Source organism: Streptomyces sp. NPDC007945 (genome assembly GCF_042958885.1).
Classification (GTDB): Bacteria; Actinomycetota; Actinomycetes; order Streptomycetales; family Streptomycetaceae; genus Streptomyces.
In genome coordinates this window covers 71,507-90,803 of the sequence record NZ_JBIBJV010000010.1, presented here as the reverse complement: position 1 = coordinate 90,803, position 19,297 = coordinate 71,507, and the positions used below count along the sequence as shown (strand labels likewise).

The window sequence follows — 19,297 nt, the reverse complement described above, 5'->3', positions numbered from 1 at the left end:
GCCGGAGGGCGCGCACCCCGGGGCACGTATCCCCGAAGAGGGGGCCCTTCCGGGGAGGTGGCCGTTCCGGGGCACGTATCCCCCGGGGAGGCTGCCCACCTCGGGGGGGTTCCCGCCGGACACGTGCCGTCCCGAGGCGCGTATCCCCGGACGCGTGCCGTTCCGGGACACGTACCCTCCGCGGGGCCGTTCCCTCCGCGGGGCGCGTCCCGTCCTCCCGGTGCGCGTCCCCCGCCCCGCGCGTGTCCCCTCCCCTAGGGTGAGGGGATGCGCGCACAGGTACAGGAGCTCGTCTTCGACTGCGGTGATCCGGCCGCGCTGGTCCGGTTCTGGGCGGGGCTGCTCGGCGGGGAGCCGGTCGACCGGAGTCCCGACTGGTCGTACGTGGAGCCGCCCGGTTTCGTCCGGGTCGCCTTCCAGCGGGTGCCCGAGGGCAAGGCCGTGAAGAACCGGCTCCACCTCGACGTGGAGGTGGACGATCCGGAGGCGGCGGCCGACGAGGTGGAGCCGCTCGGCGCGGTCCGGGTGGGCGGTCCCGTCACCGACGAGCAGGGTTCCTTCCAGGTCATGCGGGACCCGGAGGGCAACGAGTTCTGCTTCGTCACGGGGTGACGGGGCCGCGTCCACGGTGCGGAACGTGCTGGCTGGGCTCCGTACCCGCGTGATGGGATCGAGCCATGATCGAGATAGCGCTCCGTGCCGCCGTGCCCTCCGACGCCGAGGCCGTCCTCGCCTTCTGGCGGGAGTCCGCCGAGGGCACCTCCATCTCCGACGACCTCGACGGGGTGAAGCGGCTCCTCGCCCGCGACCCCGAGGCGCTGATCCTCGCCGTGGACGGCGACCGGATCGCCGGCTCCGTGATCGCCGGCTGGGACGGCTGGCGGGCGTCCCTCTACCGGTTGGCGGTGCTCCCCTCGTACCGCAGGCGCGGGATCTCCAAGGCGCTGCTCGCGGCGGCGGAGGAACGATTCGCCGCCCTCGGCGGGCGACGGGCCGACGCGATGGTCCTGGAGGGGAACGAGCGGGCGCGTCATGCGTGGGGCGCGGCGGGGTACGAGCGGCAGGACCAGTGGCGCCGCTGGGTGAAGCCCCTCGCGGGGTGACGCACCGCTCACCGGGCGATCCGCCGACCGTTTTGCCGATCCTTTACCATGAGATCTCCCTCGGACGGCCAGAGACCGTCCGAGACGACCGAAAGGTGTGAACGTCCGCCCATGGGCGAGCCTCCCAGTAGCCGACATCGACGCGGTCGACATCGACGCGGCCGACATCGCGCACTCCGTACCCCGCTGACTGATCATGGGACGGAGGTGAACCGATGACCGAAGTGCTTCTGCTCCTGGTGGCCCTGCTGCTCTCGATCGCGTGCGGCGCGTTCGTGGCGGCGGAGTTCTCGCTGACCACCGTCGAACGGGGCGAGCTCGAAGCCGCCGTGGAGCGCGGCGAGCGCGGCGCCGCCGGCGCCCTCAAGGCCGTCAGGTCGCTCACCTTCCAGCTCTCCGGCGCCCAGCTCGGCATCACCGTCACCAACCTCGTCGTCGGCATGCTCTCCGAGCCCTCGATCGCCGCGCTGATCAAGGGTCCCGTCGAGGCGCTCGGCCTCTCCGAGTCGGTGGCCTCCTCGATCGCCCTGGTCATCGGCACGGCCCTGTCCACCGTCGTCCTCATGGTGGTCGGCGAGCTGGTCCCCAAGAACTGGGCGATCTCCTCGCCCCTCGCGGTCGCCAAGGTCGTCGCGACGCCGCAGCGCGTCTTCACCGCCGCGTTCAAACCGCTGATCGGCCACCTCAACAACACCGCCAACCGGATCCTGCGCCGCCTCGGCATGGAGCCGGCTGAGGAGCTGGCCTCCGCCCGCTCCCCGCAGGAACTGGTGGCGCTCGCCCGCCACTCGGCGCGGGAGGGCGCGCTGGAGGCGGACACCGCCGAGCTGTTCGTCCGCACCCTCAACCTCGCCGAGCTGACGGCCGAGAACGTGATGACCCCGCGCGTCCAGGTGACCGCCCTGGAGGTCCAGGCCACCGCCGAGGACGTCGCCAACGCCACCCGCGCCACCGGCCTCTCCCGCTTCCCCGTCTACCGGGGCAATCTGGACACCGTCGTGGGCATCGCCCACATCAAGGACGTCCTGGCCATACCGGCGGACGAGCGGCGGCTGCGCCGCGTCGGGGACATCGCACGCGAGCCGCTGCTCGTGCCCGAGACGCTGACCGTGGACAAGCTGCTCGACCGGCTCTCCGGCAAGCAGACGATGGCCGTCGTCATCGACGAGTACGGCGGCACGGCCGGTGTCGCGACCCTGGAGGACATCGTCGAGGAGGTCGTCGGCGAGGTGCGCGACGAGCACGACCCGCACGAGACCCCCGACCTGGCGCGCGCCGGAGCGGACGAGGACGGCCGCCTGCTGTGGTCGGCCGACGGAGCCGCCCGCACCGACCAGCTGGAGCGCATCGGCCTGAGGGTGCCGGACGGGCCGTACGAGACCCTTGCCGGCGTCCTCGCCACCGGCCTGGGCCGGATCCCGGCCGTGGGCGACGCGGTGGAGATCGGCGGCTGGCGGCTCGACGTGGTCGACGCCTCCGGGCGGCGGGCCGCGCGCGTCCTGCTGCACGCGCCGCTCCCCGAGGACGAGGACCGGACCGGGGAGGACCACCGATGACCGCGATCCAGCTGCTGATCGGCCTGCTCACGCTGGTCGTGAACGCCTTCTTCGTCGGCGCCGAGTTCGCCCTGATCTCGGTCCGGCGCAGCCAGATCGAGCCGCTCGCCGAGTCCGGCGACCGGCGCGCCCGCAGCGTCGTCTGGGGCCTGGAGCACGTCTCCGCGCTGCTCGCGGCGGCGCAGCTCGGCATCACGCTGTGCACCCTGGTGCTCGGCATCGTGGCCGAGCCTGCCATCGCGCACCTCCTGGAGCCCGTCTTCGACGCCGTCGGCGTGCCGCACGGCCTGGTCCACCCGATCTCCTTCGTGATCGCGCTGACCGTGGCCACCTATCTGCACATGCTGCTCGGCGAGATGGTCCCGAAGAACATCGCGCTCGCCGAGCCCGCGAAGACGGCGCTGCTCCTCGGTCCGCCGCTGGTCACCCTGGCCCGCGCCCTGCGGCCGGTGATCTTCGCGATCAACGCCTTCGCGAACGCCCTGCTCAAGCTGTTGCGGGTGGAGACGAAGGACGAGGTGTCGGCGACCTTCTCGGACGACGAGCTGGCCCGGATGGTCACCGACGCGAGCGACGCCGGGCTGCTCGACGACCGTGCGACGGAACGGCTGCACGACGCCCTGGAGCTGGGCCGCCGCCCGGTCCGGGACGTGGTCATGCCGGTGGAGAAGGTGCGGTACGCGCGGGTGGGCACCACCCCGGAGGAGCTGGAGGCGCTGTCGGCGGAGTCCGGCTTCTCCCGCTTCCCCGTCGTGGACTCCGACCGGCGGATCCTGGGCTACCTCCACGTGAAGGACGCCCTGGACGTCACCCCGCGCGACCTGCCGTTCCCGGTGTCGGCGCTGCGCCCGATCGCCCGGGTGCGGGCGGCGACGCCGCTGGACGACGTGCTGACGGCGATGCGCCGCAGCCGGACGCACCTGGCCGGCGTGCTCGGCGAGGACGGCAAGCTGGCCGGCCTCGTCACGATGGAGGACGTCCTCCGCGAGCTGGTGGGGCGCCCTCTGGCTCCGTGACGCCGGCAGCGGCACCGCCGCGCGCGAAGGGCCCCGGGAACTCGGTTCCCGGGGCCCTTCGCGTCGTACGGCGCCGGTCAGAGCGCGCCGGCGGCGAGCCAGTCGTCGAGGAGGCCGCGGTCGCCGGCCAGGGTGAAGCGGGGGTCGTCGGCGTCGTACCGCCGGTGCATCAGAAGGAGCAGGTCGCCCGTGTCCGCCGTGACGGTCGCGGTCGGTCCGGTGCCGCCGCCGCCCCGGCTCCAGGCGAAGCCGCCGCCGCCGAGGACCAGCGTCCAGGCGGCGCCGCTGTCGCGCGCGACCAGGCGCAGCACGGCGCCGTCGCGGTCGAGGTGGGCGAGCGGCTCGGCGATCCAGGGGATGTGGGGCGCGGTGGCGAGGTGGTGGTCGAGGGCCTCCGCGGCCGGGCCGGGGGCGAGCGGCCGGGTCGTGCCGGTGAGCGCGATCTCGGCGTCGGCGAGGTGGACGACCGTCTCGGCGAGGACGTGGCGCGGGTAGTGGCGGACGTACGGCTCCGCTCCCGGCGACCAGACCGGTGCCGCGGGGTCGGCCGCGCGGGCGGCGGCGGCGAAGCCCTCGGCGCGGGCGGCGAACCAGCCGGGGTACGCGGCCGGGTCGGTCGGCGGGTCGAGGGCGAGGTCCCCGGGGCGGACCCGGGTGGCGGGGCGGGCGGTCACCAGGTGTTCGGCCCAGCCGTGGATCGTGCCGAGGTGGCGCGTGAGGTCGCCGAGCGTCCAGCCGGGGCAGGTGGGGACGGGTGTCGCCGGGTCGGCGCCGCGGACGGTGTGCGCGTACCGGAGGGCGTGGTCGGCGACCGCGTCGACGGTCGCGAGGTGGGGGTCCCCGTCGAGTCCGAAGCTCTCGGAGACCTGGAGGAGGTGTGCGCGCCAGGGCCCGGGCGGCTGGCGGAGGGCGGCCTCGCGGAAGAGCCGGTCGAGGGTGTGCCGGTCGGCGGCGCCGAGGCCGCCGAGGACGTGTCCGGTGTCCTCCAGCCACTTCACGGCGGTGTCGGGGTCGAGGACGTCCTCGTCGCTGGTCTCGACCGCGGTCACCAGCCCGGCCAGCGCCTCGGCCAGGGTGGTCAGGAGCGCGTCGCTCATCGGGTTTCCCCTCCCGGGTTCCCCTCGGCGGCCACGCATACCGCGCGGTATGATCGGCTCCGCCATGGAGATCAATGCCACGTACAACAGTCTCGTCGCTGTCGGGGACAGCTTCACCGAGGGTATGTCGGACCTGAGGCCCGACGGTTCCTACCGCGGGTGGGCGGACGTCCTCGCGGGCCGGCTCGCAGCCCGGGCGCCCGGCTTCCGCTACGCCAACCTCGCCGTGCGCGGCAAGCTCATCGGCCAGATCGTCGAGGAGCAAGTCCCCTTGGCCGCACGGATGGAGGCCGATGTCGTCACCCTCGTCGGCGGACTCAACGACACCCTCCGGCCCAAGGTCGACATGGGCCGCGTGAAGGGCCTCCTCACCGAGGCCGTGGAACGCCTCACACCGGCCTGCGGGCAGCTCGTCCTGATGCGCAGCCCCGGCCGGAACGGCCCGGTGCTCGACCGCTTCCGCCCCCGCATGGAGGAGCTCTTCGACCACATCGACGGGCTGGCCGCCCGGCACGGCGCCCTCGTCGTCGACCTGTACGGGGCGCCCGTCCTGGCCGACCCCCAGGTGTGGGACGTGGACCGGCTGCACCTCACCGCCGAGGGACACCGGCGGGTGGCCGAGGCGGTGTGGCAGACGCTCGGGCTCGACCCCGGCCACGACTGGCGGGAGCCGCTGCCCGCCGCTGTGCGGCCCGGCTGGGTGACCCGGCGCGTCGCGGACGCCCGGTTCGCGCGGGAGCACCTGGGCCCGTGGATCGGCCGCCGGCTCACCGGAAGGTCGTCCGGCGACGGCCGCCCGCCGAAGCGGCCGGAGCTGCTGCCGTACGAGACCCGGTCCGAGGTCTGACCCGGGCGGGGACGGCCGGCGGCGTGACCTGGGTCTCGTAGCAAGCTCCAGCCCGGACCACGGCGCTGGCCTGCAGAAATCACCAGTAAACTCTGGACACGTGACTGCTGCGACTGTGAAGCCCCGTATCCCCAACGTCCTGGCCGGCCGCTACGCCTCCGCGGAGCTCGCCGTCCTCTGGTCCCCCGAGCAGAAGGTGAAGCTGGAGCGCCGGCTGTGGCTCGCCGTGCTGCGCGCCCAGAAGGACCTCGGGATCGAGGTTCCGGACGCGGCGATCGCCGACTACGAGCGCGTCCTCGACCAGGTCGACCTCGGCTCCATCGCCGAGCGCGAGAAGGTCACCCGGCACGACGTGAAGGCCCGCATCGAGGAGTTCAACGCCCTCGCCGGCCACGAGCACGTGCACAAGGGCATGACCTCCCGCGACCTCACGGAGAACGTCGAGCAGCTCCAGATCCGCCTCTCCCTGGAGCTGATGCGGGACCGCGCGGTCGCCGTCCTCGCCCGCCTCGGCAAGCTGGCCGCCGAGTACGGCGAGCTGGTCATGGCCGGTCGCTCGCACAACGTCGCCGCGCAGGCCACCACCCTCGGGAAGCGCTTCGCGACCGGCGCGGACGAGCTGCTGGTGGCGTACGCCCGCCTGGAGGAGCTCCTCGGCCGCTACCCGCTGCGCGGCATCAAGGGCCCCGTCGGCACCGCCCAGGACATGCTCGACCTGCTCGGTGGCGACGCCGGCAAGCTCGCCGAGCTGGAGCAGCGGATCGCCGGTCACCTCGGCTTCGCGCACGCCTTCACCTCGGTCGGCCAGGTCTACCCGCGCTCGCTCGACTACGACGTGGTCACCGCCCTGGTGCAGCTGGCCGCCGCCCCGTCGTCCCTCGCCAAGACCGTCCGCCTGATGGCCGGCCACGAGCTGGTCACCGAGGGCTTCAAGCCCGGCCAGGTCGGCTCCTCCGCGATGCCGCACAAGATGAACACCCGTTCCTGCGAGCGCGTCAACGGCCTCATGGTCATCCTGCGCGGCTACGCGTCGATGACCGGCGAGCTCGCCGGCGACCAGTGGAACGAGGGCGACGTGTCCTGCTCCGTGGTCCGCCGCGTGGCCCTGCCGGACGCCTTCTTCGCGCTGGACGGCCTCCTGGAGACCTTCCTCACCGTGCTCGACGAGTTCGGCGCCTTCCCGGCCGTCGTCGCCCGCGAGCTCGACCGCTACCTCCCCTTCCTCGCCACCACCAAGGTCCTCATGGCCTCGGTCCGCGCCGGCGTGGGCCGCGAGCTCGCCCACGAGGCGATCAAGGAGAACGCGGTGGCCTCGGCCCTCGCCATGCGCGAGCAGGGCGTCGAGCGCAACGAGCTGCTCGACAAGCTCGCCGCGGACGAGCGCATCCCGCTGGACCGCGCGCGGCTCGACGAGCTGATGGCGGACAAGCTCTCCTTCACCGGCGCCGCCGCCGACCAGGTCGCCACCGTCGTCTCCCGGATCGAGGAGCTCGTCAAGCAGCACCCGGAGGCCGCCGCGTACACCCCCGGGGCGATCCTCTGACCCCGCCCCGCCGGTTCACCCGCGAGGAACTGGAGGCCGCCCGCGACCGCGTCGTCCCCGACGTGGCCGAGGGCGGCCTCGCCGTGCTCTTCTGCGGCATCAACCCGGGCCTGATGACCGCGGCGACCGGTCACCACTTCGCCCGCCCCGGCAACCGCTTCTGGCCGGTGCTGCACCTGTCGGGCTTCACCCCGCGCCTGCTGCGCCCCGACGAGCAGGACGAACTGCTCGCGTACGGGCTCGGCATCACCAACGTCGCGGCCCGGCCGACCGCGCGCGCCGACGAGCTGAGCCGCGAGGAGTACGTCGAGGGCGGCCGGATCCTCACCGCGAAGGTCCTGCGGCTGAAGCCCCGCTGGCTCGCGGTCGTCGGCGTCACCGCCTACCGCACGGCCTTCGCCGAACCGAAGGCGGCGATCGGCCCGCAGGAGCGGACCATCGGCACCACCCGGATCTGGGCGCTGCCCAACCCCAGCGGGCTCAACGCGCACTGGACGGCGCGGACCATGGCCGAGGAGTACGCCCGCCTCCGGGAGGCCGCGGGTCTCCCGCCGGCCACCGCTACGGCGGATCCACCTCGGTGACGACGGCGAGGAGCTGGAACGGCAGCTCCTTGTCCCACTGCGAGACCCCCAGCCCTATCCAGCGGGCACCGACCCGCCACAGCACCAGGTCGGGAACGTGGGCGCAGAGGTCCCCCCAGGGCCCGGGCAGCTCCTCCCCCTCCGTGCTCCGGGCGTGCAGCGACCACAGGCTCATCCGGTCGGGCTCGCCCCAGCGGGCCGTGAGCACGGCGGTCACTCCGTCGCGCTCCGCTTCGTACTGCTCCTCGACCGTCTCGCGGCGGTCGGGACCTGTCTCCCAGAAGTCCTCGCTGGTGGCCAGCGCGGCGACGTGGTAGCCGGGCCCGCTGTCGAGGTCGCCGGAACGCTCCGGCGACGCGGGGAACGCGCGCGATCGCAGTAAGTCGAGCTCCGACAGGAACCGCGTCGTGGTCATGACCCCAGTAAACCGCCCCCCACCGACAGTTGGCGCCGCGTCAGCCGCCTCCGGGTGCCGGGACGGGGCCCGGCGCGGATCTCGGGGCGGACACGTCGCGGACACGGGCCGGGGGCGACTGTCGCCGCTTCCGGAACCATTGAGTACCATCCGGCTGAGACGGGCACGAGCTGGGAGGACACACGGTGGGGCGGCTGACCGGCGGGGATCCGTCTCTGCTGCGGCGGATCAATTCCGCCGTGGTGCTCCATGCGCTGCGGGGCTCCGACGCCCGCACGCTGACGGACCTGACCCGCATCACCGGCCTGTCGCGGCCGACCGTCGAAGGCGTCGTCGAGGGCCTCATCGAAGGCGGTCTGGTCGTCGAGGTGGCGCCCGAGGAGGGCGAGGCCCGCCGTCAGGGCCGCCCGGCCCGCAGGTTCCGCTTCCGCGCCGAGGCCGGCCATCTGCTCGGCGTCGAGATCGGTCCGCACCGCGTGGCCGCGCTCCTCTCCGGCCTGGACGGCCGGATCATCGGCGCCGGCGCCCGTGAGGTGTCGGAGACCGCGGCCGCGGACGAGCGGCTCGACAAGGTGCGCGCGGTCGTCGCCGACGTGCTGCGCCGGGCCGGGGTGCCCCGGTCCAGTCTGCGTGCGGTCGGCGTCGGCACCCCCGGCATCGTGGAGGCCGACGGGACGGTGCGGCTCGGCACCGCGCTCCCCGGCTGGACGGGCCTGGCCCTCGGCGAGCGGCTGCGCCGCTCCTTCCGCTGCCCGGTGATCGTGGAGAACGACGCCAACGCGGCGGCCGTCGCCGAGCATTGGAAGGGCGCCGCGACCGACTCCGACGACATCGTCTTCGTCCTCGCCGGACTGAGCCCCGGGGCGGGCTCGATGATCGGCGGTCGGCTGCACCGCGGTTACGGCGGCGCGGCCGGCGAGATCGGCGCGCTGCACCTGCTGGGGCGGGGCGTGACCCCGGAGCACCTGCTGTCGACGACGGACGAGCCGCTGCACCCGCTGGACGAGCAGGCGGTGGCGGAGGTCTTCGCGCTGGCCCGGCGGGGCGACGCCCGGGCACAGGCCGCCGTGGAGCGGTTCACCCAGCGCCTGGTGCACGACGTCGGCGCGCTCGTCCTGGCGCTCGACCCGGAACTGGTCGTGGTCGGCGGCTGGGCGGCCGGCCTGGACGGGGTGCTCCCGCCGCTCCGCGAGGAGTTGGCGCGTTTCTGCCTGCGCCCCCCGCGGGTCGTCCTCTCCCTGCTCGGCGAGGCCGCCGTCGGTACGGGGGCCCTGCGCCTCGCCCTCGACCACGTCGAGGAGCAGCTGTTCGCGGTCGAGGGCGGAGTGACGGCCCGCCGCTGAACGGCCCGCCCGCGTGAGGACCCGCGCGACGAGGTCCCCTCACGACGAGGACCCGGCCTCGGGGAGGCCGGGTCCTCGTCGTACCGCCGGCGGCGGCGGTGCGGGAGTCAGGAGGCCATCGCCAGGTCGGTGGTGTCGCCGAAGGTGAGGCGGCAGGTGTCGGCCCGGTAGGTGGCGACGGAGACGGCGGCGGTACGACCTCCGGAGAGGTAGCGGGTCGTCACGACGAGGACCGGCGAGCCCGGGAGCCGGTCGAGCTCCTTGGCGTCCTCGGCGCGCGCGGACCCCAGCTCCACGGAGCGGTCCTGGCCGTCCAGGGCGAGGTGCTGGAGCTCGCGCAGCACGGCCGGGGCGCTCGCGGAGCCGTCGGCGTCGGCGGTGAGTCCGGCGACCGAGGCGGCCGGTACGTACAGCAGCTCGGCGGCGACCGGCTGCCCCTGGCCGAGGCGCACCCGGCGCACCACGTGCACGGACTCGCCGGCCGGGGTCTCCAGGAGCCGGGCGACGGCGGCGGGCGCCGTGCCGAGGACGGAGTCCTGGGCCTGCCAGGCGTCGTCGCCGACACCGGGCCAGGCCTGCTGAGTGGTCGAGACGTCGACCCCCACGCGCGGGGGCGCGACCGTGGTGCCGACTCCGCGCCGGCGCTGGAGGCGTCCTTCCAGCTCCAGCTGCTCCAGGGCCTGGCGGAGCGTGGCCCTGGCGACGCCGAAGCGGGCCGCGAGCTCGCGCTCGTTGGGCAGGATCTCGCCGACCGCGAAGTCGGAGTCGAGAGCTTCGCCGATCACCGTCTTGAGGTGCTGGTACTTCGGTTCCTGAACCGATTCCAGCTGCGTGGTCCCCACCCTGTCCTCCGAATTCGCCGTGTCCCGCGGCGTTTCCGCGCCCTTGTTTATTAAAGGTTCCTGCACTAACTCTGCGACGATAAGGCGAGCCACCACCTTGGTCAAGACCAATCCTCCGCCGAACGTCCGGAAATATGACCCTCTGGCCTTGATCGTTCACAGGACGTTCGCACCTTGGTGAGCCGCGCGCAGCACGAGGGCCCCGTACGCCGGATCGGCGGACGAGGCCCGAAGGGGGTGGTGCACGGCTCTTGAACTCGCGGCTACCGACCGGTAATCCTTGCTGACAGGACGTCTAAGAGGATGTGCGAGGGAGCCGGCATGCCTGCACGGATCACGTTCGAGTTCGAGACCCCGCGGGGACCGCGCACCACGACCCTGACGTACGAGCGCCGCGGAGCGGGCGAACCGCTGCTCCTGCTCCACGGCATCGGACACCACTGGCAGGCCTGGGAACCCGTCCTCGACGTGCTGGCCGCCGAGCGCGACGTCATCGCCGTCGACCTGCCCGGCTTCGGCGCCTCCGACGGGCTCCCGCCCGGCTGCGCCTACGACCTGTCGACCGTGACGCCGGTGCTCACGGCCTTCTGCGCGGCCGTCGGCGCCGAGCGCCCGCACGTGGCCGGGAACTCGCTCGGCGGACTGCTCGCCCTCCAGTTGGGCCGCGAGAAGGCGGTCCGCTCGGTCACCGCCCTCTCCCCCGCCGGATTCTGGTCCGAGGCCGAGCGCAGGTACGCCTTCACCACCCTGCGCGCGATGCGCGCGTCGGCCCGGGCGATGCCCGTCCCCCTCATCGGCCGGCTCTCCCGGACCCCGGCCGGCCGGACCCTGCTCACCAGCACCATCTACGCCCGGCCCGGGCGCCGTTCACCCGACGCGGCCGTCGCCGAGACGATGGCGCTGCGCGAGGCCACCGGCTTCCACGAGACCCTCGCCGCCGGCCGCACCGTCCTCTTCCGCGACGACCTCCCCGCGCTGCCGGTCACCGTCGCCTGGGGCAGCCGGGACCGGCTCCTCCCGCCCCGCCAGGGCGTCCGGGCCAAGCGGAACCTGCCCGGCGCGCGCCTCGTGCGGCTGCCCGGCTGCGGTCACGTGCCCATGAACGACGATCCCGCGCTCGTGGCGCGCGTCGTCCTCGACGGCAGCGCCGCCGGCTGAGCCGGCCGGCACCTTCCGCCGGGTGAGCAGTCCGGTGCCGAGCGCGGCCCCGGCGCCGACCAGCAGACCGCCGGCCGCCTGCGGCAGCCCGAGCCCGGCCTGGCCGACCGCGGCCGCGCTCAGCGCGGCCGCCACCGGGATGGCGCCGGTGTAGAGCGTGGCGCGCTCCATGCCGATGCGCTGGACCCCCATGTAGAAGAGGACGAAGCCGACGACGGTGGCCAGGGCCGCCTGCCACAGCAGCGCCCCCGCCTCCACCCCGGTCGGCATCCGCACGAAGCCGGCCCCGTCCACGGCGAGCCCGAGCAGGGCGGCCTCCACCGCGCCGACCCCGCAGACGGCGACCGTGAGCAGCCGGGGCCCGAGCGGGCGCAGCACCGGTACCGCGAGCACGGTGAAGCCGACCTCGCCCGCGAGGGCCGCCAGCGACCAGCCGAGCCCGGCCGGGTCGGTGCGCCCCCACCCCTGCACGGTGAAGGCACCGGCGGCGACGAGCAGCGCCCCGTACAGCACGGGCGGCGCGGGCCGCCGTCCTTCGAGGAGCGGCACGAGCACGGCGACCACGATCGGCGCGCAGCCGACGACGACCCCGGGGACGGCGGGTTCGGCGGTGCGCTCGGCCGCGAGGACCGCGAGGTTGAAGCCGACCATGCCGACGGCGGCCAGGGCCGCGATCCGCACCCACCGGCGGGCGTCGAGGAGCCGCAGCGGAGCGAGTCCGCCGCGGCCGAGGAGCGGCAGGAGGAGGAGACAGGCGGCGCCGTAGCGCAGCGCCTGCCCGCCCGCGTAGGGGTAGTCGCCGAGCAGGCCGTTGGCGGTGAAGGAGGCTCCGACGAGGGCATAGGCGAGGGTCACGAGGAGGACCCCGCGCAAGGCGTTCGCGTTCATGCTCCTGACGCTAGGGAGCCGTGCGGTCCCGGTTAAGGTCCACTTCCATGACGCCATCGGGGACCACTTCGGCCGCGACGCCATCGGGGGTGGCTGCGGCCGTGACGCGTTCCGGAACCGCTTCGGCCGATACGCGAGCGCGGAAGGGTCCGGCCGTGACGCCTACCGGGGCCACTCCGGCCGCGACGCCACCGCAAAACGGTCCGGCCGCGAGGCCATCGGGGGCGGCTGCGGCCGTGACGCCTTCCGGGGCCACTCCGGCCGTGACCCCGCCGGAAGACGGTCCGGCCGGGACCGGGGCCGCCGCGGCGGGAACGCGCGTCCGCGACGGCGGGGCGCAGCCCGCCTGGGAGTTGCTGCTTCCCGCCTCCGGGGCGCCCGCGCGGCGGCGGGGCCGGGCCCTCCAGGAGGCGCTGCGCGAGGCGGTGCGCTCGGGGCGGCTCGCGTCCGGAACCCGGCTGCCGTCGAGTCGGGCGCTCGCCGCCGACCTGGGGGTGTCCCGGGGGCTGGTGACGGAGGCGTACGAGCAGCTCACGGCCGAGGGCTACCTGCGCAGCGGCCGGGGTTCGGGCACCTGGGTCGGCGGCACGGTGCGTACGGGGCGGGCGGTGGCCGCGCCGCCGGACGGCGCCCCGGTGCCCGCGTCCGGGGTGTGCGCCGACTTCCGGCCGGGCACCCCCGACCTGTCGCTCTTCCCGCGCGCGGCCTGGGCCGCGGCGCAGCGGGCGGTCCTCGCCGAGCTGCCGCACAGCGCGCTCGGCTACCCCGACCCGCGCGGGCTGCCCGTGCTGCGCGCCGCCCTCGCGGCGCTGCTCGCCCGGCGGCGGGGCGTGGTCGCCGACCCCGACCGGCTGGTGGTGTGCTCCGGGGTGGCGCAGGCGACCACGCTCCTCGGCACGGTCCTGCGGGCGCGCGGGCACCGCGCCGTGGGCGTGGAGGACCCCGGCAGCCCGGAGCACGGCAGGCTCTTCGCCGCCACGGGCCTGGACACGGCCTGGCTGCCGCTCGACGGGGAGGGGCTGCGCCCGGGGCCGCTCGCCGCGGCGGACGTGCGGGCCGTGGTGGTGACTCCGGCGCACCAGTTCCCGTCGGGGATCGCGTGGTCGGCGGAGCGGCGCGGAATGCTCCTCGACTGGGCGCGGGCGGTGGACGGCCACGTCCTGGAGGACGACTACGACGGCGACTTCCGCTACGACCGGGCGCCGGTCGGCGCGCTCCAGGGCCTCGATCCCGAACGGGTCGTCTACACGGGCTCGGTGAGCAAGTCGCTCGCGCCGGGGCTGCGGCTCGGCTGGATGGTGCTGCCGGAGGCGCTCGTCGACGAGGTCGTCGAACGGAAGCGGACCATGGACCTCGGGCACCCGGCGCTCGACCAGGCGGCGCTGGCGCACCTGGTGACGAGCGGCGGGTACGACCGGCAGCTGCGCCGCTGCCAACGGGCGTACCGCGAACGGCGGGACGCGCTGCTCGCCGCGCTCGCGCGGCACTTCCCCGGGACGTCGGTGACCGGCATCGCGGCGGGACTGCACGTCATCGCGTGTCTGCCGGCCCGGTACGGGCCCCCGGAGCGGTTCGTGGCACGGGCGGCGGCCGCCGGAGTGGTGCTGCGTCCGCTGGAGGAGTACGGGACGGCGCGGCCGGCGGACGGGGCGGTGCGGCTCGTGATCGGTTACGCGCATCTCGCGCCGGCGGTGATCGCGGAGGGGATGCGGCGGGCGGCGGAGGCGCTCGGCGGCCGGTGAGCGGGCGCCGGGGCGAGCTGTTCACGCGGGGTTCGCGCGGGCGCCGCTCCCGGCGGCTAGGCAGGGGGCCGGTGCGCGCCCGCGCACCGGAGACCGGCCTCGACGTCCGCCCTTCGTGACGTCCTGTCGCCCCGACGTGCCCTCGGAGGCTCCGTATGACCCCGCACCCGCCCGGCGTCGATCCCGCCGCCCTTTCGTCCACCTCCACGTCCCCGTCCGCGCCCGAGGCGGCTCTCCCGTCCGCGCCCGCGCGCCGCGGTGTGCTGCGGGGCTCCCTCGCGGTCTCCGCCGGACTCGCCCTGGGCGGGGCCGGGTTCGCGGTGCCGGCCTTCGCCCTCTCCGGGCGCCCGGAGGCGCGGTGGGGCGTCCAGACCGGCGACGTCACCGCCCGTTCGGGGCTGGTGTGGGTGCGGTCGGACCGGCCGGCCCGGATGATCGTCGAGACCTCCGCGACGGAGTCGTTCCGACGGGTCCGCCGGCACGTCGGCCCCCTGCTCGGTCCGGGCACCGACTTCACGGGGACGACGCCCCTCCACGGCCTGCCGGCCGGCGAGCAGATCCACTACCGGGTCGTCCTCGCCGACCCGCACGACCCGCGGCGGACGAGCCGGGCGGTCACCGGCACCTTCCGGACGGCCCCGGAGCGGCGGCGGGACGGCGTGCGGTTCCTCTGGTCCGGCGACATCGCCGGACAGGGGTGGGGCATCAACCCGGACATCGGCGGCTTCCGCGCCTTCGAGGCGATGCGCCGCCTCGACCCCGACTTCTTCCTGTGCAGCGGCGACGCCGTCTACGCCGACGGTCCGCTGCAGCCGTCGGTGACGCTCCCCGACGGGCGGGTGTGGCGCAATCTGATGACGCCGGAGAAGGCGAAGGTCGCCGAGACGCTCGACGAGTACCGCGGCACCTTCCGCTACAACCTGCTCGACCGGAACGTCCGGGCCTTCAACGCGCAGGTGCCGACGGTCGCGCAGTGGGACGACCACGAGGTGCGGAACAACTGGTACCCGGGGCAGATCCTCGACGACCCGCGCTACACCGAGAAGGACGTGGACGTGCTCGCCGCGCGGGCGTCCCGCGCGTTCTCCGAGTACTACCCGGTCTCCACGCTGCGGCCCGGCGCCGGCACCGGGAGCGGCGGCCGGCTGCACCGGGTGGTGCGGTACGGGCCCCTGCTCGACGTCTTCGTGCTCGACATGCGCTCGTACCGCAACGCCAACTCGCCCGGCCGGCAGGCCGACGACACCACCGGCATCCTCGGGGCGGAGCAGCTCGCGTGGCTGAAGCGGGAGCTGGCGGCCTCCCGGGCGGTGTGGAAGGTGCTCGCCGCCGACATGCCGATCGGGCTCGTCGTCCCGGACGGGGCGACCGCATTCGAGGCGATCGCGCAGGGCGACCCCGGGGCGCCGCTCGGACGGGAGCTCCAGATCGCCGAGCTGCTGCGCTTCGTCAAGCACCGGCGGATCACCGGCACCGTGTGGCTGACCGCGGACGTCCACTACACCTCGGCACAGCACTACGCGCCGGAGCGGGCCGCCTTCCAGGACTTCGCGCCCTTCTGGGAGTTCGTGTCGGGCCCGCTGGCCGCGGGCGGCTTCCCGGCCAACCGGCTCGACGGCACCTTCGGCCCGGAGCGGGTCTTCGTGCGGGCGCCCGAGCGGGCGAACGTGTCGCCGATGGAGAGTCCGCAGTACTTCGGCGAGGTGGACATCGACGGCGGGAGCGGGGAGCTGACGGTGCGGCTGCGCGCGGACGACGACGCGGTCCTGTTCACGAAGGTGCTGCGGCCAGGGCTGGTGGGGCAGTAGCCTCCCGGGCGAGGAGGCCGTGGGGAAGAGGATCCATCGGGAGAGGACTCCGGTGCGGGCGGACTCCGGTGCGGGCGGACTCCGGCGGGAAAGGGCTCCGTCAGGAGAGCGATCACGGCGTGACAGAAGTGGACCGAATCGGTCAGAAATGCGCCAGATCGCCACTTAACCCGCCAGTCACAAAGCGTTCGTGATCACGCAACACCACTCGGTCACAGTGAAGTCATGACCGACGTGACGTCCTCGAAGAGCACCCGCCGCCCGCACCACTGGCGGCACGACCTGATCGAGCTCGCGGCCCTGTTCACCGCCGTGGTGGTGGCCGACACGATCGCCAAGACCATCGTCAAGGGACCCGAAGGCCCCTACCTGCTGGTCTTCTCCGCGATCGCGCTGGTCGCCACCGCGGGCTTCCACACGTGGTGGGCACGGAGGCACAGCCATGCCCCACCCGCACCGGCACCCGCCCCCGTTCCCCTCCCCACGCCCACTCCCCCGCCCGCCGAGGGCGGGGCCCCGGACGGGGCTCCCGGGTCCAGCGGGACCGCGCTGTGGCGGCTGAGGACCACCGTCGACGACACCCCCGGCAGCCTGGCCGCGTTGTGCACCGTGCTGGCACGGCTCGGCGTCGACATCCTGACCCTCCAGACGCACCCGCTGACCCGGGGCACGGTCGACGAGTTCCTGCTGCGCGCCCCGGCCGGCCTCTCCGCCGCCGACCTCGCCCGCGAGACCGCCGCCGCCGGCGGACGCGACACCTGGACCGAACGGGCCGACGCGCACGACCTCGTGGACACCCCCACCCGCGTCCTGGGCCTCGCCACCCGCACCGCGCTGGACGCCGCCGAACTCCCCCTCGCCCTGCGCCGGCTCCTCGGCCGGTGCACCCTGCACTCGATCCCGGCGGTCTCCCTCACCGGGCGGCCCACCGGCGAGGAGACCCCCGCCGAGGGCGTCCTGGAGGAGACCGTGATGAAGCTGCGCGACCCCGGCGGGGGCACGCTGCTCATCGAGCGGCCCCACCTCCCCTTCACCCCCACCGAGTTCGCCCGGGCCCGCGCCCTCGTCGAACTCGACGCGCGGCTCGGCCCCCGCGTGCCCCGCAGCCAGGACGTGTTCACCCTCCCCGAGGGCAACGAGATCACCGTCCGCCGCGCCGACCAGCGCGACCTGCCGGCCGCCCGCGCCCTGCACGAGCGCTGCTCGGCGCGCACCCTGGGCCTGCGCTACCACGGTCCCGTCGGCGACGCGGACCGGTACCTCGACCACCTGCTGAGCCCCCGCTTCGGCCGCACCCTCGCGGTGCAGACCGCCTCCGGACGGCTCGTCGCCCTCGGCCACCTGCTGTGGGACGGCGACGAGACCGAGGTGGCGCTGCTCGTCGAGGACGACTGGCAGCGCCGCGGGATCGGCTCCGAACTCCTCGGCCGGCTGGTGGCGATGGCCGGGGAGGCCGGATGCGAGAGCGTCTACGCCGTGACCCAGGCCTCCAACACCGGCATGGTCGCGGCGATGCGGGCGCTCGGTCTGCCCCTCGACTACCAGATCGAGGAGGGCACCCTGGTGATCACCGCCCGGCTGGACCCGGCACCGCGACGGAGCGAGCCGTCCCGGCCGCCGGCGCGTCGGAGCGAGCGCTGAGCGCTTCGGTGAGGTCGCGCCACAGGTCCTCGACGTCCTCCAGGCCCACCGACATCCGCAGCAGCCGGTCGCTGACGCCGGCCGCCCTGCGGTCGCCCTCGTGGACGATGCGGTGGCTGATGGACGCCGGGTGCTGGATCAGGGTGTCGACGCTGCCGAGGCTGACCGCCGGGGTGATGAGCCGGACGCCGGCGATCACCTCGTGCGGGTCGCCGTACACCTCGAAGGAGATCATCGCCCCGCCGATCGCCGGATAGTGGACGCGGGCGATCCGCGGGTCGGTGGCCAGGCGGCGGACCAGCTCGGCTGCGGTCGCCGAGGCGGCGCGCACCCGGACCGGGAGGGTGGAGAGCCCGCGGAGCAGCAGGTAGCCGGCGAAGGGGTGGAGGACCCCGCCGGTGGCGAAGCGGACCCGGCGCAGCTCGCGGGCGAACTCCTCGTCGCAGGCGACGACGCCGCCCATGACGTCGCCGTGGCCGCCGAGGTACTTGGTGGCGCTGTGCAGCACGATCCGCGCGCCGAGGCCGGCCGGGCGCTGGAGGACCGGGGTGGCGAAGGTGTTGTCGACCAGCAGCGGCACCGAGCCGCAGGAGTGGGCGACGGCGCGGATGTCGACCTCGGCGAGCGTCGGGTTGGCCGGGGACTCCACCATCACGAGGCCGGTGTCGGGGCGGATCGCGTCGGCGACGCCCGCCGGGTCGGTCCAGGTGACCTCGGTGCCGAGCAGGCCGGCGTCCAGGAGGTGGTCGCTGCAGCCGTAGAGCGGGCGGACCGCCACGACGTGCCGCAGGCCCTGGCTCGCGCGGGCCAGGAGGACCGCGGTCAGCGCGGCCATGCCGCTGGCGAAGGCGACGGCGGCCTCGGTGCCCTCCAGGCGGGCGAGCGCGTCCTCGAAACGGGCCGTGGTCGGGTTGTCGAGCCGGGCGTAGACGGGCGGGCCGTCGGGCCGGGCGCCGGTCGCGGCGAACTCGTCGATGCGGGCGGCCTCCCCGCGGGCGTCGGCCGAGGGGTAGGTGGTGGACAGGTCGAGCGGCGGGGCGTGCAGTCCGAGCGCGGCGAGGTCTTCCCGGCCGGCGTGCACGGCTTCGGTGGCGAGCGCCTTCGGGGTGGCCGAAGGCGCGTGATGCATGGCGTCCATGGGCCGCACTGTGAACGGATACCGGGAAGTAGCGGCAGATCTCCGTGCTACGTTCGGCAGATGGCCGAATCTGTCGTACTGGACCCGGTCGATCTGCACATTCTCCGCCTTCTGCAGAACGACGCCCGGAGCACCTACCGCGAGCTCGCCGCCGAGGTCGGCGTCGCGCCCTCGACCTGCCTGGACCGGGTGGCCCGGCTCCGCCGCACGGGGGTGATCCTGGGCCACCAGCTCCGACTGGATCCGGCCAAACTCGGCCGTGGTCTGGAGGCGCTGCTGCTCGTCCAGGTCCGGCCCCACCGGCGGGAACTGATCGGTCCGTTCGTCGACCGGATCCGGGCCCTGCCCGAGTCCCGGGCGCTCTTCCACCTGACGGGACCCGACGACTACCTCGTGCACGTGGCCGTCGCCGACCCCGCCGACCTGCAACGACTCGTGCTCGACGAGTTCACCTCGCAGCGCGAGGTGGCGCGGGTCGAGACCCGGCTGATCTTCCAGCAGTGGGAGTGCGGGCCCCTGTTGCCGCCCGGGGCGGGGGCGTCCTTGTCAGCCGTGTGAGTCCGGACGAGGGTGACG

17 protein-coding genes and 1 pseudogene are annotated in these 19,297 nt (G+C 74.6%); 13 read left to right on the top strand and 5 right to left on the bottom strand.

The annotated features are described in order from the left end of the window. Positions 1 to 267 precede the first annotated feature (267 nt). From ACFZCF_RS27355 to ACFZCF_RS27340, 4 genes are all read left to right on the top strand, one after another. A complete protein-coding gene (locus tag ACFZCF_RS27355; protein WP_391289490.1) occupies positions 268 to 612 on the top strand; it encodes a VOC family protein in 345 nt (114 codons plus the stop codon). A gap of 65 nt (positions 613 to 677) precedes the next feature. Then, positions 678 to 1,103, top strand: coding sequence for a GNAT family N-acetyltransferase (locus tag ACFZCF_RS27350; RefSeq protein WP_391289488.1), 426 nt, complete (start codon positions 678 to 680; stop codon positions 1,101 to 1,103). Positions 1,104 to 1,318: 215 nt separating this feature from the next. Continuing rightward, positions 1,319 to 2,659 (top strand): hemolysin family protein, encoded by a 1,341-nt coding sequence (locus ACFZCF_RS27345; RefSeq protein WP_388450201.1) that lies wholly within the window; start codon positions 1,319 to 1,321, stop codon positions 2,657 to 2,659. Further along, complete coding sequence (locus ACFZCF_RS27340; protein ID WP_391289485.1) at positions 2,656 to 3,675, top strand: CNNM domain-containing protein; 1,020 nt, start codon at positions 2,656 to 2,658, stop codon at positions 3,673 to 3,675. The genes ACFZCF_RS27345 and ACFZCF_RS27340 overlap by 4 nt, the downstream gene beginning before the upstream one ends. 77 nt (positions 3,676 to 3,752) lie before the next feature. Here ACFZCF_RS27340 and ACFZCF_RS27335 read toward each other — a convergent pair whose 3' ends face one another. Then, on the bottom strand, positions 3,753 to 4,772 hold the full coding sequence (locus ACFZCF_RS27335) for a maleylpyruvate isomerase N-terminal domain-containing protein (protein ID WP_391289483.1): 1,020 nt from the start codon (positions 4,770 to 4,772) through the stop codon (positions 3,753 to 3,755). Positions 4,773 to 4,836: 64 nt separating this feature from the next. Here ACFZCF_RS27335 and ACFZCF_RS27330 point away from each other — a divergent pair, with 64 nt between their 5' ends. From ACFZCF_RS27330 to mug, 3 genes are all read left to right on the top strand, one after another. Next, entirely contained in the window at positions 4,837 to 5,619 is a 783-nt protein-coding gene (locus tag ACFZCF_RS27330; protein WP_391289480.1) for a GDSL-type esterase/lipase family protein, read from the top strand. Positions 5,620 to 5,719: 100 nt separating this feature from the next. Next, positions 5,720 to 7,162: an adenylosuccinate lyase gene (gene purB, locus ACFZCF_RS27325; RefSeq protein WP_391289478.1), complete on the top strand. Its 1,443-nt coding sequence runs from the start codon at positions 5,720 to 5,722 to the stop codon at positions 7,160 to 7,162. Positions 7,163 to 7,224: 62 nt separating this feature from the next. Further along, entirely contained in the window at positions 7,225 to 7,746 is a 522-nt protein-coding gene (mug, locus tag ACFZCF_RS27320; RefSeq protein WP_388450191.1) for a G/U mismatch-specific DNA glycosylase, read from the top strand. Here mug and ACFZCF_RS27315 read toward each other — a convergent pair. Beyond that, positions 7,724 to 8,161, bottom strand: coding sequence for a hypothetical protein (locus tag ACFZCF_RS27315; protein ID WP_391289476.1), 438 nt, complete (start codon positions 8,159 to 8,161; stop codon positions 7,724 to 7,726). The genes mug and ACFZCF_RS27315 overlap by 23 nt on opposite strands. A 185-nt stretch (positions 8,162 to 8,346) precedes the next feature. Here ACFZCF_RS27315 and ACFZCF_RS27310 point away from each other — a divergent pair, with 185 nt between their 5' ends. Beyond that, entirely contained in the window at positions 8,347 to 9,504 is a 1,158-nt protein-coding gene (locus ACFZCF_RS27310) for an ROK family transcriptional regulator (protein WP_388450187.1), read from the top strand. A 107-nt stretch (positions 9,505 to 9,611) separates the two neighbouring features. On the opposite strand, the gene ACFZCF_RS27305 is transcribed toward ACFZCF_RS27310, so the two are convergent. Beyond that, positions 9,612 to 10,346 carry a GntR family transcriptional regulator gene (locus ACFZCF_RS27305; protein ID WP_388450185.1) on the bottom strand — a complete coding sequence of 245 codons (735 nt, stop codon included), beginning with the start codon at positions 10,344 to 10,346 and terminating at the stop codon, positions 9,612 to 9,614. Between the two features lie 321 nt (positions 10,347 to 10,667). Here ACFZCF_RS27305 and ACFZCF_RS27300 point away from each other — a divergent pair, with 321 nt between their 5' ends. Beyond that, a complete protein-coding gene (locus ACFZCF_RS27300; RefSeq protein ID WP_391289474.1) occupies positions 10,668 to 11,504 on the top strand; it encodes an alpha/beta fold hydrolase in 837 nt (278 codons plus the stop codon). Positions 11,505 to 11,987: 483 nt separating this feature from the next. Here ACFZCF_RS27300 and ACFZCF_RS27295 read toward each other — a convergent pair. Next, positions 11,988 to 12,392: pseudogene (locus ACFZCF_RS27295) on the bottom strand (EamA family transporter); the annotation flags it as partial. A gap of 263 nt (positions 12,393 to 12,655) precedes the next feature. Here ACFZCF_RS27295 and ACFZCF_RS27290 point away from each other — a divergent pair. From ACFZCF_RS27290 to ACFZCF_RS27280, 3 genes are all read left to right on the top strand, one after another. Continuing rightward, positions 12,656 to 14,134, top strand: a complete 1,479-nt coding sequence (locus ACFZCF_RS27290) for an aminotransferase class I/II-fold pyridoxal phosphate-dependent enzyme (protein ID WP_391289472.1) — start codon at positions 12,656 to 12,658, stop codon at positions 14,132 to 14,134. A 155-nt stretch (positions 14,135 to 14,289) separates the two neighbouring features. After that, positions 14,290 to 15,942 (top strand): alkaline phosphatase D family protein, encoded by a 1,653-nt coding sequence (locus ACFZCF_RS27285; RefSeq protein WP_391289470.1) that lies wholly within the window; start codon positions 14,290 to 14,292, stop codon positions 15,940 to 15,942. A 225-nt stretch (positions 15,943 to 16,167) separates the two neighbouring features. Next, positions 16,168 to 17,583, top strand: coding sequence for a GNAT family N-acetyltransferase (locus ACFZCF_RS27280; protein ID WP_391289468.1), 1,416 nt, complete (start codon positions 16,168 to 16,170; stop codon positions 17,581 to 17,583). Here the strand turns inward: ACFZCF_RS27280 and ACFZCF_RS27275 are convergent. Next, positions 17,510 to 18,721 (bottom strand): PLP-dependent transferase, encoded by a 1,212-nt coding sequence (locus tag ACFZCF_RS27275; protein ID WP_391289467.1) that lies wholly within the window; start codon positions 18,719 to 18,721, stop codon positions 17,510 to 17,512. The two genes, ACFZCF_RS27280 and ACFZCF_RS27275, sit on opposite strands and share 74 nt — an antisense overlap. A 60-nt stretch (positions 18,722 to 18,781) precedes the next feature. On the opposite strand from ACFZCF_RS27275, the gene ACFZCF_RS27270 reads away from it, so the two are divergent. Next, entirely contained in the window at positions 18,782 to 19,279 is a 498-nt protein-coding gene (locus ACFZCF_RS27270) for an AsnC family transcriptional regulator (protein WP_391289465.1), read from the top strand. The last annotated feature ends 18 nt before the right edge of the window (positions 19,280 to 19,297 follow it).

Coding starts and splice junctions, on each gene's coding strand:
- ACFZCF_RS27355 (WP_391289490.1), top strand. CDS start 268: ATGCGCGCACAGGTACAGGAGCTCGTCTTCGACTGCGGTGATCCGGCC.
- ACFZCF_RS27350 (WP_391289488.1), top strand. CDS start 678: ATGATCGAGATAGCGCTCCGTGCCGCCGTGCCCTCCGACGCCGAGGCC.
- ACFZCF_RS27345 (WP_388450201.1), top strand. CDS start 1,319: ATGACCGAAGTGCTTCTGCTCCTGGTGGCCCTGCTGCTCTCGATCGCG.
- ACFZCF_RS27340 (WP_391289485.1), top strand. CDS start 2,656: ATGACCGCGATCCAGCTGCTGATCGGCCTGCTCACGCTGGTCGTGAAC.
- ACFZCF_RS27335 (WP_391289483.1), bottom strand. CDS start 4,772: ATGAGCGACGCGCTCCTGACCACCCTGGCCGAGGCGCTGGCCGGGCTG.
- ACFZCF_RS27330 (WP_391289480.1), top strand. CDS start 4,837: ATGGAGATCAATGCCACGTACAACAGTCTCGTCGCTGTCGGGGACAGC.
- ACFZCF_RS27315 (WP_391289476.1), bottom strand. CDS start 8,161: ATGACCACGACGCGGTTCCTGTCGGAGCTCGACTTACTGCGATCGCGC.
- ACFZCF_RS27300 (WP_391289474.1), top strand. CDS start 10,668: ATGCCTGCACGGATCACGTTCGAGTTCGAGACCCCGCGGGGACCGCGC.
- ACFZCF_RS27285 (WP_391289470.1), top strand. CDS start 14,290: ATGACCCCGCACCCGCCCGGCGTCGATCCCGCCGCCCTTTCGTCCACC.
- ACFZCF_RS27280 (WP_391289468.1), top strand. CDS start 16,168: ATGACCGACGTGACGTCCTCGAAGAGCACCCGCCGCCCGCACCACTGG.
- ACFZCF_RS27275 (WP_391289467.1), bottom strand. CDS start 18,721: ATGGACGCCATGCATCACGCGCCTTCGGCCACCCCGAAGGCGCTCGCC.
- ACFZCF_RS27270 (WP_391289465.1), top strand. CDS start 18,782: ATGGCCGAATCTGTCGTACTGGACCCGGTCGATCTGCACATTCTCCGC.